14 protein-coding genes are annotated in these 13,950 nt (G+C 34.1%); 5 read left to right on the top strand and 9 right to left on the bottom strand.

The window, feature by feature from the left end:
- The first annotated feature begins 22 nt into the window (after window positions 1-22).
- Entirely contained in the window at window positions 23-913 is an 891-nt protein-coding gene (locus BUB82_RS03855) for a bifunctional 5,10-methylenetetrahydrofolate dehydrogenase/5,10-methenyltetrahydrofolate cyclohydrolase (protein ID WP_073192147.1), read from the top strand.
- A gap of 3 nt (window positions 914-916) precedes the next feature.
- Here the strand turns inward: BUB82_RS03855 and BUB82_RS03850 are convergent, their stop codons facing one another.
- The 6 genes from BUB82_RS03850 to BUB82_RS03825 are packed head-to-tail and all read right to left on the bottom strand — an operon-like array spanning window position 917 to window position 4,943.
- Window positions 917-1,333: a YkvA family protein gene (locus BUB82_RS03850; RefSeq protein WP_073192145.1), complete on the bottom strand. Its 417-nt coding sequence runs from the start codon at window positions 1,331-1,333 to the stop codon at window positions 917-919.
- On the bottom strand, window positions 1,302-2,369 hold the full coding sequence (locus BUB82_RS03845) for an AI-2E family transporter (protein ID WP_073192143.1): 1,068 nt from the start codon (window positions 2,367-2,369) through the stop codon (window positions 1,302-1,304). Before BUB82_RS03845 ends, BUB82_RS03850 begins: the two co-directional genes overlap by 32 nt.
- Window positions 2,366-2,788, bottom strand: coding sequence for a VOC family protein (locus tag BUB82_RS03840; protein WP_073192141.1), 423 nt, complete (start codon window positions 2,786-2,788; stop codon window positions 2,366-2,368). The genes BUB82_RS03845 and BUB82_RS03840 overlap by 4 nt, the downstream gene beginning before the upstream one ends.
- Window positions 2,789-2,799: 11 nt before the next feature.
- Window positions 2,800-3,498, bottom strand: a complete 699-nt coding sequence (locus BUB82_RS03835; protein WP_073192139.1) for a pseudouridine synthase — start codon at window positions 3,496-3,498, stop codon at window positions 2,800-2,802.
- A gap of 5 nt (window positions 3,499-3,503) precedes the next feature.
- Entirely contained in the window at window positions 3,504-4,349 is an 846-nt protein-coding gene (locus tag BUB82_RS03830; RefSeq protein WP_073192138.1) for an alpha/beta fold hydrolase, read from the bottom strand.
- Between the two features lie 9 nt (window positions 4,350-4,358).
- Complete coding sequence (locus BUB82_RS03825) at window positions 4,359-4,943, bottom strand: DUF1131 family protein (RefSeq protein ID WP_073192136.1); 585 nt, start codon at window positions 4,941-4,943, stop codon at window positions 4,359-4,361.
- 73 nt (window positions 4,944-5,016) lie between these two features.
- Between BUB82_RS03825 and BUB82_RS03820 the strand changes: the two genes are divergently transcribed.
- Complete coding sequence (locus BUB82_RS03820) at window positions 5,017-5,652, top strand: 7-carboxy-7-deazaguanine synthase QueE (protein ID WP_073192134.1); 636 nt, start codon at window positions 5,017-5,019, stop codon at window positions 5,650-5,652.
- A gap of 107 nt (window positions 5,653-5,759) precedes the next feature.
- The gene (locus BUB82_RS11870) at window positions 5,760-7,703 is read left to right on the top strand and encodes a hypothetical protein (protein WP_073192133.1); all 1,944 of its coding nucleotides are present in this window, start codon (window positions 5,760-5,762) and stop codon (window positions 7,701-7,703) included.
- A gap of 52 nt (window positions 7,704-7,755) precedes the next feature.
- Here BUB82_RS11870 and BUB82_RS03810 read toward each other — a convergent pair whose 3' ends face one another.
- Window positions 7,756-8,322, bottom strand: coding sequence for a pyridoxamine 5'-phosphate oxidase family protein (locus BUB82_RS03810; protein ID WP_083574464.1), 567 nt, complete (start codon window positions 8,320-8,322; stop codon window positions 7,756-7,758).
- Window positions 8,323-8,363: 41 nt separating this feature from the next.
- Between BUB82_RS03810 and guaA the strand changes: the two genes are divergently transcribed.
- Both guaA and BUB82_RS03800 read left to right on the top strand, forming a co-directional pair.
- The gene (gene guaA / locus BUB82_RS03805; protein ID WP_073192131.1) at window positions 8,364-9,893 is read left to right on the top strand and encodes a glutamine-hydrolyzing GMP synthase; all 1,530 of its coding nucleotides are present in this window, start codon (window positions 8,364-8,366) and stop codon (window positions 9,891-9,893) included.
- Window positions 9,894-9,895: 2 nt separating this feature from the next.
- Window positions 9,896-11,749, top strand: coding sequence for a LysM peptidoglycan-binding domain-containing protein (locus BUB82_RS03800; RefSeq protein ID WP_159432022.1), 1,854 nt, complete (start codon window positions 9,896-9,898; stop codon window positions 11,747-11,749).
- A 6-nt stretch (window positions 11,750-11,755) separates the two neighbouring features.
- Here BUB82_RS03800 and BUB82_RS03795 read toward each other — a convergent pair whose 3' ends face one another.
- Window positions 11,756-12,703, bottom strand: a complete 948-nt coding sequence (locus tag BUB82_RS03795) for an NAD(P)H-dependent flavin oxidoreductase (RefSeq protein ID WP_073192127.1) — start codon at window positions 12,701-12,703, stop codon at window positions 11,756-11,758.
- A gap of 10 nt (window positions 12,704-12,713) precedes the next feature.
- Window positions 12,714-13,919, bottom strand: a complete 1,206-nt coding sequence (gene mnmA / locus BUB82_RS03790) for a tRNA 2-thiouridine(34) synthase MnmA (protein WP_073192125.1) — start codon at window positions 13,917-13,919, stop codon at window positions 12,714-12,716.
- Between the last annotated feature and the right edge of the window lie 31 nt (window positions 13,920-13,950).

The following is a 13,950-nucleotide window of genomic DNA, read 5'->3' as shown; positions in this document are numbered from 1 at the left end:
ACAAGTTAATAACACAGGTAACATGACAATTCTAGACGGCAAGAAAGTAAGTAACGATATCAAAAACGAAATTACTGCTGAAGTTGATAAGATGAAGGCGAAAAATGAGAAAGTCCCTCATTTGGCCGCAGTAATCGTAGGTAACGATGGCGCTAGTCTAACCTATGTTGGTAGTAAAGTGAGGTCATGTGAACGTGTTGGTTTTAAATCGACTTTAGTTAAGCTTTCTGGAACAATTTCTGAATTAGAATTACTTGACAAGATCGACCGATTAAATGAAGATGAGGATATTGATGGTTTTATAGTTCAATTACCATTACCAAAACAGATTGATACTCAAAAAGTAATCATGCGTATTGACCCTAATAAAGATGTTGATGGTTTCCATCCAGCTAATTTTGGTAAAATGGCGCTTGATATGACTTCATTTATACCGGCAACACCATTTGGGATTTTAGAACTACTTGAACGTTATAACGTTCAAACTAACGGTAAGCATACCGTTGTTATTGGTCGTAGCCACATTGTAGGGCGTCCAATGAGCATTTTGATGGGTCGTAAAGGCTGGCCAGGAAATTCGACTGTTACTTTAACACACAGCCATACCAAAAATATTACTCAGATTACTAGCCAAGCAGATATTGTAATTTCTGCTTTAGGTATACCAAACTTTTTAAAAGCTGAAATGGTAAAAGATGATGCAGTTATTATTGATGTTGGAATTACACGTGTTCCTGATGATTCTGCTAAAAAGGGCTACGTAATTACTGGTGACGTAGATTATGAAAACGTGAGTAAAAAAGCATCACATATTACACCTGTTCCTGGTGGTGTTGGGCCTATGACAATTGCAATGTTATTAAAAAATACACTTCTTGCGCGTGAACAGCACAGATTAAGAAAAGGTCTTTAAATATCAATTAATAGCTTCTTGGTGTTCTTTCCAGTTTTTAAAATCATTAATATCACTTTTTACTAATTTAAGGCAGAAAGTTAAAATACTTATGTCATCTAAATAACCTATAAACGGTATAAAATCTGGAGCTAAGTCTAACGGGTTGATAATATATAGGAGTGTAAATGTTATGGCTGAAATGCTTTTCCAAGGTGTTTTTGTGTATGTTTTATCTTTAAAAGCTTTAAGCATTTCTATGAGTTGGTAGACTTCAGTTTTTATGTGATCCCATTTTTTATGCTTCAACTTATTTAATAATTGTTGTTGACGGCTAAGCGTTTCATCAATGTCTTTGTCTGAAACTTTTTTAGATTCAGCTTTTACGTAAGCTTCATCAATTTTCTTTTTATTCCTGTATTTGTTTTTTTTCCAGTTCATTGTCAAGGCTTTTTTCTTGATGTTCATTTTCAATTTCACCGTATTCTTTTTTATAAATCACTACGATAAGTAAGAATAAAGATATTAGCAGTGGACCAAAAATCAGGCCAATAAAACCAAATAAAGGAACGCCTATAATAACACCAATTAAAGTGATAAGTGGATGTTCATTAGCCATTTTTTTCAAAATCAGTAAGCGCACAATGTTATCTGAAGACCCAACAACAATAAAACCGTATAATAAAACACCTATGGCTGCAAAATTATCGCCTTGATAAATCATTAACAGTGTTACCGGTAAAAAGCCGATTGCTGTCCCGATAAATGGGATCATAGAACCAATGGCTGTTATAACAAACCAAAATAAGGGATCTGGAACACCGAAAATCCAATAACCAATTAGTGAAATTATACCTTGTATTAATGCTACCAGCGGAATACCTATTGCATTAGCCTTTACTTTTTTACCTGATTCTTTGGCAATAATTTTTAAATTTTCAACGCCGATAGGAATGTATGTTTCTAAAGAAGAAGAGAGTTTTTTCTGATTTAAAAGCATGTAGTATAATAAAAAGTACATAATGCTAATAGCAATAAATATTTCAAATGTGCTACCTGCAAATCCTTGTAAATTATTCGAAATCCAATTTGTAACTGCGCCTGTATCTATGCTCGATGCTAACTTGTAGCCCGTTAAATGTTCAACTTCTGCAATTTGAGAATTCACAGCGTTTACGACTACTTCTGAGTTTTTAACTGCTTTTGAGATTTTTGAAGACAGCATTAATACAATACCTGCAATAGGTAAAAGTATGAGTATAAACGATCCAGTGAGAAGTATGCTTACAGATAAGTTTTCATTCCAGCCTTTAGCTTTCATCTTTCGCATGAAACCTCTGAGTAAAACATAAAAAGTTATGGCGCCTAAAACACCTGATAAATAAGGCAATATTTCCATGAATATCAAGAATCCAAGCGAAATAATAATCATTAATATAAAAAGCTGTCTAACTAATTTTGGTGAAAGTGTTTTCATTTGGCAAAGAGTTGATTCATATTTTTAAAGCTCTTAAATTCGAGCGCATTACCACTTGGATCTTTAAAAAACATGGTCGCTTGCTCGCCTGGCTGATTTTTAAACCTTATATAAGGTTCAATAATAAAACGAATTGATTGTTTTTTAAGATGCTCGGCAAATTCCCAAAATTGCTCCCATTCTAAAACGATACCAAAATGCGGTACAGGCACATCGTGGCCATCAACTTGACTTACAACTTCAGTTTGACTAAAATTCTTACTTTCATGAATAACAAATTGATGTCCAAAAAAATCATAATCTACCCAATGAGAGTCACTTCGACCTTCTTTTAATTGAAGAATCCTTGAATAAAAATCACGGCTGACTTTAAGATCTCTTACAGGAATGGCAAGATGAAATGGAGTTATATTTTTCATGATAATATAATTTATTGATGTTGTAAGCCTTTTATTTCAGTTGAAGTTAGGTGTCTATATTGGCCCACTTCTACATCTAACTTAATATGTTTAATTCGTGTGCGTTTTAATTTTGTAACTCGGTAATCTAAGGCTTCACACATGCGTCTAATTTGCCTATTTAATCCTTGCGTTAAAATAATTTTGAAGGTGTAAGTATCTATTTTTTCGACTTTACATTCGCGCGTAACTGTATCAAGAATTGGTACACCATGACTTAATTTATCAATAAATTGATTTGTAATAGGTTTAACTACTTTAACGATGTATTCTTTTTCGTGGTGATGTCTTGCTCTTAAAATTTGGTTCACAATCTCACCATCATTAGTCATTAAAATTAAGCCTTCACTCATTTTATCAAGTCTTCCTACTGGATAAATGCGCTCAGGGTAATTAATATAATCAACAATATTGTTTTTTTCAACTTTAGAATTGGTTGTGCAAACTACGCCTTTGGGTTTATTAAACGCTAAGTAAATCTTTTCTTTTGATTTTACTTCAACTAATTTGTTATCAACATATACTTGATCATCAGGATTTACCTTTTGTCCCATTTCAGGCACTACTTTGTTAATGGTAACACGACCTTCTTTGATTAGAGCATCGGCTTCACGTCTTGAGCAATAACCAGCTTGGCTTAAAAATTTATTTATTCTAATGGGTTGATTCATAGTTTTTAAGACTGAATAAATTTAAGTATATTTTTATCAATATCATTATTTTTAAGAGAATGCCCTGCACCTTCAGTAATGATAAGCTGACTATTTTTTAAGTTTTTATGAATAGATTTAGCAGCTTCTACAGGTGCTATCTTATCATATTGGTCATGAATAATAAGGCTAGGCACATGAACCGATTTTGCAAATTCAGCTATAGAAAACGCTTCAAAATAGTAGCCAAATTTTTGTTTAAAATAGGTGTTGAGTTCTGACATGAATTTTGGACTAAGCTGAAGTATTTTTTGATAATCTCTCATTATCAGTTTCATTTCAGATGGTGCACCAAGTAAAACTAGCTTTTTTATATCTTTTGAATTATTAAACTTGAATTGATTAAAAATAAGTGTCATTGCACCAATACTATGACCGATTAAGTGATTTGGTTTGTGTATAGAAATAAGTTCTTCTAAAACTTCAGCATATAAAGGTACATTTAATAAAGTTCCCGTTGAGTTGCCGTGGGCTGGTGCATCAAAGGCAATAATATTAAAATTGCTTGATGTTAATTCTTTAACTAAGCTTTTCCATCTTGAAGTATTGCTATCCCAGCCGTGAACAAGTAAAACAGTCTCACCTTTTCCAGGCCAGTGATAGGTCTGAATTTGATATGAGTTAATGCTGTGTTTTTTAGCTTTTGCTGCTTCTAAAAATTGATTTTGATGTGGTTTTATATCGCTATTTCGAGGTGTAGAAAACAATTGGTATGCTTTGTTTAAAGCCTTGTCTTTGTTTAATTTGAATTGTGTGTTTAACTTAAACCCAATAATTCTAGGGACGAATTTTTTTATTATTTTTTGTGGCATTTTTTAGCTTTATTCTTTATCGCTTGCAACTTCTTGAGGTGCATCAAAAGCAAACCAAACATATTTGAATTTGGCCTGATTTGGTATTTGAGTTTCAGTTATTGTTGAAGTTCGATCATATCGAAGATTACTTGGTAATTCAGCTTTATCTATAATCACATACAGCCCAAACTCTTTAATATCTACAATAACATTCTTAAAGCTATTTTGAATCGTTTTAATGCTGTAATTTTCATATATAGTTTTAAAATCACCATTCACATTTAAGCCATTAGCAGTTTTGTACTTTGGGTTTAAAATTTGAATTTCCCGAATCGTACTTGTGCTATCGCCATAAATTCTAGGTTGTATTTTTAAGCTTAAGTCACCATTTTCATAAATGTATACGTCATTTCCATTCGCTTCAAACCTATTTTTGTAATTTGGTTTGACAATAGAATCATTTGGGAACAACTGTTCTAATTCATTAATTTTTGTTGAATTCGTAATCTTACCTACTTTGTTTTCTGCTATGAGATAGGCTTGGTCAGAGTTGCAAGAAATAATGAGAAAACTTACTAAAAAAAGTGCTGTAATAAATTTGAAATGAGTCATGATTAGTATGATTTAAATTTCGGATATTTTTTAATTCAAAAACTTATGCCAAAAATATAATTATCTTTGCGATATGCTCGAAAAAGAAACAAAAGAATTAGTCAATAAAGGTGAAATGCTGCCTTTGATGGAGCAGTTTTATACCATTCAAGGTGAAGGCCATCATACAGGAACAGCTGCCTATTTCATTAGAATTGGTGGTTGCGATGTTGGCTGCCATTGGTGCGATGTTAAAGAAAGTTGGAATCCCAATACGCATCCGCCAACGGCTATTTCAGAAATAGTTAATTCCGCTAAATTGTACAGTGATACAATCGTGATTACTGGTGGTGAGCCTCTTACATGGAATATGAATCCTTTAACTACTCAGCTTAAATCTTTAGGTCTTAAAGTTCATATTGAAACTTCTGGGGCTTACCAATTAACAGGCTACTGGGATTGGATTTGTTTATCTCCTAAGAAAATCAAACTTCCCAAACCAGAGATTTATGAAGTGGCTAACGAACTTAAAGTGATTATATATAATAAGCATGATCTTAAATTTGCTGAACAACAAGCCGAATTAATTAAAAATTCATCTTGCCAACTTTATCTTCAACCAGAATGGAGTGTCCGCGAAAAAATGATGCCAATGATTGTTGAATACGTGATGAAATACCCAAAATGGAAGATTTCTTTACAAACACATAAGTATCTTAATATTCCTTAAATTTTTTCATTTTGTGTTAAATACTGTTAAGTTTTAAACTTTAAACGATTTTGAGTGAACCATAGTTTGTTTTGGTCCGTAAATAAAAGCGAATCAAAAATAATACTATGAAATTTTTAAAATCACTTACAATTTTGTTCATCGCAACAAGTTTTTTTATAAGCTGTGACGATGATGACAACAACATGGCACCAGTAAATCCAACTGGTGAATCTAAAACTTACGACTTATTTGAGCGTTCAGCTTCAGGTGTTTCTGGAACAGCTGTTTTTTCAGAACAAACAGATGGTAGCGTTTTAGTAAGACTTGATGTTACTGGAACACCTCAAGATGGCATGCATCCATCTCACATTCACATGAACACTGCAGCTGAAGGTGGTGCCATCGCTGTTTCTTTAAACGATGTAAACGGTGCTACAGGGATCAGTGAAACTATTGTAACACAAACTAATGATGGTGACCCAATTAGTTACCAAAGTTTGCTTGAGTATGATGGCTATATTAACATTCATCTAAGTGCTGATGAACTAGAAACTGTTGTAGCACAAGGCGACATCGGTCAAAATGAATTAACTGGTGAATCTAAATCATACATGTTAGGCGAAAAAGATGTCGCAGGCATTAGCGGTTCAGTTTTATTTGAAGAACGCGTTAATGGTGAAGCACAAGCAACCATTATGTTAGATGGAACGCCAGATGGTGGTATGCATCCAGCACATATTCATATGAATACAGCAGCTGAAGGTGGCGGAATTCTATACACTTTTATGCCAGTTGATGGAACGACAGGAATGAGTCGCTCAAACGTTGCAATGCTAGATGACAATACAATGTTCGGTTATGAAGATGTATTATCAGTTGATGGTTACGTAAATGTTCATTTAAGTGCTGATGAACTAGCGACAATCGTTGCACAAGGTGATATTGGCCAAAATGAATTAACTGGTGAATCTAAGTCTTACATGCTGGGAGAAAGAGACGTACCTGGAATTAGCGGTTCAGTTTTATTTGAAGAACGCGTTAATGGTGAAGCACAAGCAACTATTATGTTAGATGGTACGCCAGATGGCGGCATGCATCCAGCACATATTCACATGAATACAGCAGCTGAAGGTGGCGGAATTCTTTACACTTTTATGCCAGTTGATGGAACGACAGGAATGAGCCGTTCAAACGTAGCAATGCTAGATGACAATACAATGTTTGGTTATGAAGATGTATTATCAGTTGATGGTTACGTAAATGTTCATTTAAGTGCTGATGAATTAGCGACAATCGTTGCACAAGGCGATATCGGTCAAAATGAATTAACTGGTGAATCTAAGTCTTACATGCTAGGAGAAAAAGATGTCGCAGGCATTAGCGGTTCAGTTTTATTCGAAGAACGCGTTAATGGCGAAGCGCAAGCAACTATTATGTTAGATGGTACACCTGATGGCGGCATGCATCCAGCACATATTCACATGAATACAGCAGCTGAAGGTGGCGGAATTCTTTACACTTTTATGCCAGTTGATGGAACGACAGGAATGAGCCGTTCAAATGTAGCAATGCTAGATGACAATACAATGTTTGGTTATGAAGATGTATTATCAGTTGATGGTTACGTAAATGTTCATTTAAGTACTGATGACTTAGCGACAATCGTTGCACAAGGTGATATTGGCCAAAATGAATTAACCGGCGAATCTATATCATATCCTTTAGGAGAAAAAGACGTACCTGGAATCAGCGGTTCAGTATTATTTGAAGAACGCGTTAATGGTGAAGCACAAGCAACCATTATGTTAGATGGTACACCTGATGGTGGCATGCATCCAGCACATATCCATATGAATAGTGCAGCTGAAGGTGGTGGAATTCTTTACACTTTTATGCCAGTTGATGGAACGACAGGAATGAGTCGCTCAAACGTAGCAATGCTAGATGACAATACAATGTTTGGTTATGAAGATGTATTATCAGTTGATGGTTACGTAAATGTTCATTTAAGTGCAAATGACTTAGCAACAATTGTAGCGCAAGGCGATATAGGTTCTAACGCTATGTAAATAAATTAACTTCATCCTGATTATTAAAAGACTGTCATTTGGCAGTCTTTTTTTATGGGGCTAAAAATCGGTTTGACCAAGCATTATCTTTTTTATTAAACTCACATCTAATGTGATTAGGGCGCTTTAATTTTAGATATTCAATTTTTTCAACTTGTAGATAAATTCCCTGAAAAAAATCACTTTTGAGATACTCCAATGCATCGGGATTGCTTATTTCCTCTCCAGGTGAAAAACAACTTGTGTAATCTTTCTTTGAAATACTTAAAGCTTTTTCGCGATGTTTCTTAATTAAATCATCATCTTTTAAAAGCCTTAACTGACCGTCTAACCTGATTTGAATTAATTTTTTGGGGTTGTAAAATAAAGCAGAAGCGTTTTCATTGTGTTTTAAATCTTCAACTTTAAAACTTCTTGCATCAGTATAAAAAAGAGGATCTATTTCATCTATGCAATCTCTTAAAATAACCGTTCTAACAACAGGCTTATTTGCTCTTATTGTAGCTAAATAAGTATGTTTTGTGGGATATTTCTTTTTTAGGTAGCCAAATTTTACTTCGTCTATAGCTTCTTTTCTAAGTATATCAAGCATTTTTAATTTAAATGTATAAAAATGCATAAGAGACTGTTTTGTTTTAACGCAAATTTTTACTTTTGTTCATGCAAAAAAATGTCCTCATCTTAGATTTCGGTTCGCAGTACACACAGCTAATAGCAAGACGTGTTCGAGAATTAAATATTTACTGCGAGATATTTCCATTTCATAAAATCCCTGAAAATTTAGCTGATTTTAAAGCAGTAATTTTATCAGGAAGTCCATTTTCGGTAAGAAACCCTGAAGCGCCCAAACCTGATTTATCAAAAATAAAATCAAAATTTCCAGTTTTAGGTGTCTGTTTTGGTGCTCAGTTTATGGCACATAACTTTGGTGGATTAGTTGCCAGCTCAAACACGCGTGAATTTGGTCGTGCAAATTTGAGCTACGTTGATCCAACTTCAGATTTATTTGAAGGCATTACTGAACAGTCTCAAGTTTGGATGTCGCATAGTGATAGTATTAAAGAATTGCCTGAACAAGCCAAGTGCATTGCCAGTACAGCTGATGTTAAGTTTGCAGCATACAAGTTTCAAGACGAATTAACTTACGGAATCCAATTTCATCCTGAAGTTTATCATTCTACTGATGGCAAAAAACTCCTCGAAAACTTTTTAGTTAAAATTGCTGGTGTTCCACAAACTTGGACGCCTTCAGCTTTTGTAGACATGACGGTAGCCGACTTAAAAGAAAAAATTGGCAATGATAAGGTTGTTTTAGGTTTAAGTGGCGGCGTTGATTCTACAGTGGCCGCAACCTTACTTCATAAGGCAATTGGTAAGCAATTATATTGCATTTTTGTTAATAATGGTTTATTGCGAAAAGATGAGTTTACTTCTGTTTTAGATCAATACAAACATATGGGCTTAAACGTTAAAGGTGTTGATGCTTCAACTTATTTTTTAGATAAATTAGAAGGTATTTCAGATCCTGAACAAAAACGCAAAATTATAGGTAATGCTTTTATCGATATTTTTGATGATGAAGCTGGGCAGATTAAAGATGTTGTTTATTTAGCTCAAGGTACAATTTACCCTGATGTCATCGAATCGATTTCTGTTAATGGTCCTTCAGCAACTATTAAATCTCATCACAACGTTGGCGGCTTGCCAGATTTTATGAAGCTAAAAGTCGTTGAGCCTCTTCGCATGCTTTTTAAAGACGAAGTAAGACGTGTAGGAGCCGAAATGAATATTGATGCCAAATTACTTGGCCGCCATCCATTTCCTGGACCTGGTTTAGCGATAAGAATTTTAGGTGATATTACTGCAGAAAAGGTTAAATTGGTCCAGGAGGTTGATCATGTTTTCATTCAAGCTTTAAGAGAGTGGAAACTATATGATAAAGTTTGGCAAGCTGGCGCTATTTTGTTACCAGTCGAGTCGGTTGGTGTGATGGGTGATGAGCGCACCTATGAAAAAGTTGTTGCTTTGAGAGCGGTTGAGTCTACCGATGGTATGACAGCCGATTGGGTAGATTTACCTTACAAATTCTTACAATATGTTTCAAATACAATAATAAATAAGGTAAAAGGCGTTAATAGAGTAGTGTATGATATTAGTTCTAAGCCGCCAGCAACGATTGAATGGGAATAATTATGAAGAAAATTATATTAGCTGTATTGTTTTTCGTGTTAACTCATGTTTTGAGTGCTCAAAACTTTACCACTTATAGTGTTGAATCTGAAGAAGATTTAGCAAAAATTGCTCAGAAATTTGAAGTAGAAACTACTGATATCTTAAATTATAACCCGGATGTATCACGTTATACTAATTTGCAAGGCAAAACCTTAGTGATTCCTTTATTGAAGTCGTCTGAGCAAGTTAAAAAGTTTAAATCCTATGATGTTTCACCAAAAGAAACACTTTACAGTATTGCTAAACAGTTTCAAGTTGAAGTAGAAACCATAATTAGATATAATTCTTTTTTAAAAGACCGAGAACTCGATGTGAATGATGTTTTGCAAATTCCGGTCTTAAAACAACCAAAAAATTCTGAAAATCAATCGATAAAAAATTCAACTTTTTCTAGCTTAAAGCATCTTGTACAACCAAAAGAGACTAAATATGGTATCGCAAAGACCTACGGGATTACGGTAGAAAAGCTTGAACAACTCAATCCAAATAAAGACATACTTCAACCTGGTGATTATGTCGTCATTAAACGTGAAATTGAGCAAAAATCTGTTCGCCAAGCTCCAGATGATTTAAGTTACGTAAAAGTTCAATCTAAAGACGATATAAATTTGCTAAAAGAGCAATTTCAGCTTTCAGAAGAAGTGCTTAAACAACTCAATCCAGCCTATGAATATGGTAACTTTTCATCAGACTTTGTGTTGAAAATTCCAAAAAAGAATTCAGCTATTGATAAGCGCATTAATTTAGTTGAGCATATTAAAAATACTAATCCACAGCGTATAGCATTAGCTTTACCTTTTAATTTGCACAAATTTGCTTATGATAGTATTAAAAAACCGAAAGTACTTCTTGAAGAGCGAATTACACGTATTTCGCTAGACCTATTTGAAGGCGCAAGAGCTGCTGTAGATTCTGCTAAAAAACTTGGAATTTTTGTGAATTTAGAGGCATTTGATACGGCTATGAGCCAAGATACCCTAAATGAAATTTTAGAACAAAATAATTTTTCGAGTTTTGACGCTGTTGTCGGGCCTGTTTTATCAAATAATATCGAAATTATGGGTAACGAGCTTCGCCAAGACAGTGTTCCCTTAATTTTACCGATTACCAATTCGCCAGTTAATGCTAAACATGTCTTTAATTCTGTACCACTTGACCGCTTTAAGGAAGAATTAATTATAACTTACATCAATCAACATATTAATGATAGCATAAAACTTTCATTCTTAAGCGATAGCTTAAATCAAGGATTCAAACAAAAATTTTCTTACAGTTTTCCTGAAGCAACTCATGTTGAAATGGCCGAAAATTATCTTCAATTTGAAGAATTAAAACAAGTTATTTCAGAAGATCAAATTAATTGGTTTGTACTTGATACTAAAGATTTAGGCGTTGCTGAAGCTACTGTAAGTTATCTTGAAGCTTTGCGAAAAGAAGGTTACAGGGTAAAATTAATGATGCCTTCAAACACTGTTTTAGCTGACGAAATTTCTAATTTTTATTTAGCAAGGCTAGATTATTTATTTGCTTCAACAAGTTTTGATGTGCGTAATTATAATTTAAAAGCCTTTAATGAATCTTATCGATCAAAATATTTTTTGCGTGGTTTTGACGTGATGTTAGATACTATCTTAAGGTTAGCTTCTTTAGATAGTTTTAATGAATCAGTTGCATTAGATGGGTTTACAGAGTATTTTCAAAATAAATTTCAGTATGAATATGATGCTTTTGAAAATGTGAATTATAATACTGCAGTGTATTTAATTGAATATCAAAGTGATTTGACTTTAGAAGTTATTCAGTTAGCTAGATAGTAATATTTATAAGCTTTTAACATTGTTCTTGGCTTCTTCAAATTCATCTAACATGTTTTTAAGGATTTGCTGTGCAGGTAAAATTTGATCTATTAAACCTGATATTTGACCTATTTCAAGCTCACCTTCATCTAAATCCCCTTCAAACATTCCTTTTTTTGCTCTCGCACGTCCAAGTAATTCAATAAGTTGCTCTTTTGTAGGTGACTGTTGGTATAATTCCTGCACATCATTATAAAATTTATTTTTTAGTAATCTTACAGGCGCTAATTCCTTCAGAGTGAGTTTTGTATCACCTTCTTTAGCTTTAATGATCTCATTTTTAAAATTGATATGTGATGAAGCTTCTTCACTAGCAACAAAACGTGTTCCGACTTGAACAGCATCAGCACCTAAAACCATACAAGCCAACATAGCTTGGCCGTTGGCAATTCCGCCTGCAGCTATGACAGGAATGTTAACAGATTTTGTAATCATGGGTAGTAAAGCAAGTGTTGTTGTTTCGTCACGGCCATTATGACCGCCAGCTTCAAAACCTTCGGCGACAATTGCATCAACGCCAGCTGCTTCAGCTTTCAATCCAAACTTTACACTACTTACAACGTGAACGACTTTAATGCCATGTGACTGTAAATGCGATGTCCATGTTTTAGGGTTTCCAGCTGATGTAAATACAATTTTGACTTCTTCTTTTATAATAATGTCGATAATTTTATCTAAATCAGGGTAGAGCATAGGCACATTAACCCCAAATGGTTTTGAGGTTGCTGCTTTACATTTTTTAATATGCTCTTCTAAAATATGAGGATACATAGAGCCAGCGCCAATAATACCTAAGCCACCAGCTTCACTCACACTGCTTGCAAGTTTCCAGCCGCTAGCCCAAATCATTCCAGCTTGAATTATAGGAAATTTAATATTGAAGAGTTGTGTTATTCGGTTGTTTTGAAACATGTGTTTTGTTTTAAGAAATTACGCCAGAACCTAAAAGCTCATCATCATGATACCAAGCGACAAATTGTCCTTCGGTAATAGCAGATTGCTTGTTTTTAAAAACTACAAAAAGCCCATTGTTATAACAAATTAGTTGAGCTTCTTCAAGTGGTTGACGATACCTAATTCGCGCTTTTACGTTAAGTGATTCGCCTGGTTTTATTTTTAAATCAGTTCTGACCCAGTGAACATCTTCAGTCTTAACTTTAAGGCAATTTCTGTTCAAACCAGGATGATCTTTACTTTGCCCTGTATAAATAATGTTGTTGTTAACGTCTGTCTCTATTACAAAAAGCGGTTCTTTAGTGCCGCCAACAGCCAAGCCTTTTCTTTGTCCTTTTGTGAAAAAATGGGCACCATCATGTTTCCCTACAATTTTTCCTGTAGTTGAATTGTAATGGTATGGTTTTGAATATTCTGCTAAAACTTCAACTGGTAAAGAAATTGCCTTTTCATAATTTATGATTTTTTTCTTTTCGTATACAGAATGATCTGAATCTACTTCAATAATATCACCTCGTTTTGGTTTTAATTTTTGTTGAAGAAATTCTGGTAACTTCACTTTACCGATGAAGCACAAACCTTGAGAGTCTTTTTTTTCGGCAGTGACCAAATCTAATTCCGCAGCAATTTTTCTAACTTCAGATTTTTGCAAATCACCTATTGGGAATAGAGCTTTGGATAATTGATTTTGAGATATTTGGCATAGAAAATAGGATTGATCCTTGTTTTTATCTTTTCCAGCCAGGAGTTTGTATCTTGTTGTGCCGTTTTCTGTAAAGCTTTCTTTTCGACAGTAATGACCTGTGGCAACATAATCTGCTCCAAGTGATTCAGCTACTTTAAGAAAGTCATCAAATTTAATTTCACGATTGCAAAGTACATCAGGATTGGGAGTTCTACCAGACTTGTATTCCTTAAACATGTAGTCTACAATTTTTGCTTTATAAGCTTTGCTTAAATCGACTGTTTGAAATGGAATACCTAATTTGTCGGCAACTAACATAGCATCGTTACTGTCTTCTAACCATGGGCATTCATCAGATATGGTTACTGAATCATCATGCCAATTTTTCATAAATAAGCCGATAACTTCATAGCCCGCTTTTTGACACAAATAGGCTGCAACACTAGAATCTACACCACCACTAAGCCCAACAACAACCCTTTTTTTCATCTAAATTTTATTAAAATACAAAATTAATAAT

Source organism: Psychroflexus salarius (assembly GCF_900129035.1).
Classification (GTDB): Bacteria; Bacteroidota; Bacteroidia; order Flavobacteriales; family Flavobacteriaceae; genus Psychroflexus; species Psychroflexus salarius.
The sequence above is the reverse complement of the archived record's forward strand: the minus strand, read 5'-3'. Positions and strand labels throughout refer to the sequence as shown.

Coding starts and splice junctions, on each gene's coding strand:
- BUB82_RS03835 (WP_073192139.1), bottom strand. CDS start 3,498: ATGAATCAACCCATTAGAATAAATAAATTTTTAAGCCAAGCTGGTTAT.
- BUB82_RS03800 (WP_159432022.1), top strand. CDS start 9,896: ATGAAGAAAATTATATTAGCTGTATTGTTTTTCGTGTTAACTCATGTT.
- BUB82_RS03830 (WP_073192138.1), bottom strand. CDS start 4,349: ATGCCACAAAAAATAATAAAAAAATTCGTCCCTAGAATTATTGGGTTT.
- BUB82_RS11870 (WP_073192133.1), top strand. CDS start 5,760: ATGAAATTTTTAAAATCACTTACAATTTTGTTCATCGCAACAAGTTTT.
- mnmA (WP_073192125.1), bottom strand. CDS start 13,919: ATGAAAAAAAGGGTTGTTGTTGGGCTTAGTGGTGGTGTAGATTCTAGT.
- BUB82_RS03840 (WP_073192141.1), bottom strand. CDS start 2,788: ATGAAAAATATAACTCCATTTCATCTTGCCATTCCTGTAAGAGATCTT.
- BUB82_RS03845 (WP_073192143.1), bottom strand. CDS start 2,369: ATGAAAACACTTTCACCAAAATTAGTTAGACAGCTTTTTATATTAATG.
- BUB82_RS03810 (WP_083574464.1), bottom strand. CDS start 8,322: ATGCATTTTTATACATTTAAATTAAAAATGCTTGATATACTTAGAAAA.
- BUB82_RS03825 (WP_073192136.1), bottom strand. CDS start 4,943: ATGACTCATTTCAAATTTATTACAGCACTTTTTTTAGTAAGTTTTCTC.
- BUB82_RS03820 (WP_073192134.1), top strand. CDS start 5,017: ATGCTCGAAAAAGAAACAAAAGAATTAGTCAATAAAGGTGAAATGCTG.
- guaA (WP_073192131.1), top strand. CDS start 8,364: ATGCAAAAAAATGTCCTCATCTTAGATTTCGGTTCGCAGTACACACAG.
- BUB82_RS03795 (WP_073192127.1), bottom strand. CDS start 12,703: ATGTTTCAAAACAACCGAATAACACAACTCTTCAATATTAAATTTCCT.
- BUB82_RS03850 (WP_073192145.1), bottom strand. CDS start 1,333: ATGAACTGGAAAAAAAACAAATACAGGAATAAAAAGAAAATTGATGAA.
- BUB82_RS03855 (WP_073192147.1), top strand. CDS start 23: ATGACAATTCTAGACGGCAAGAAAGTAAGTAACGATATCAAAAACGAA.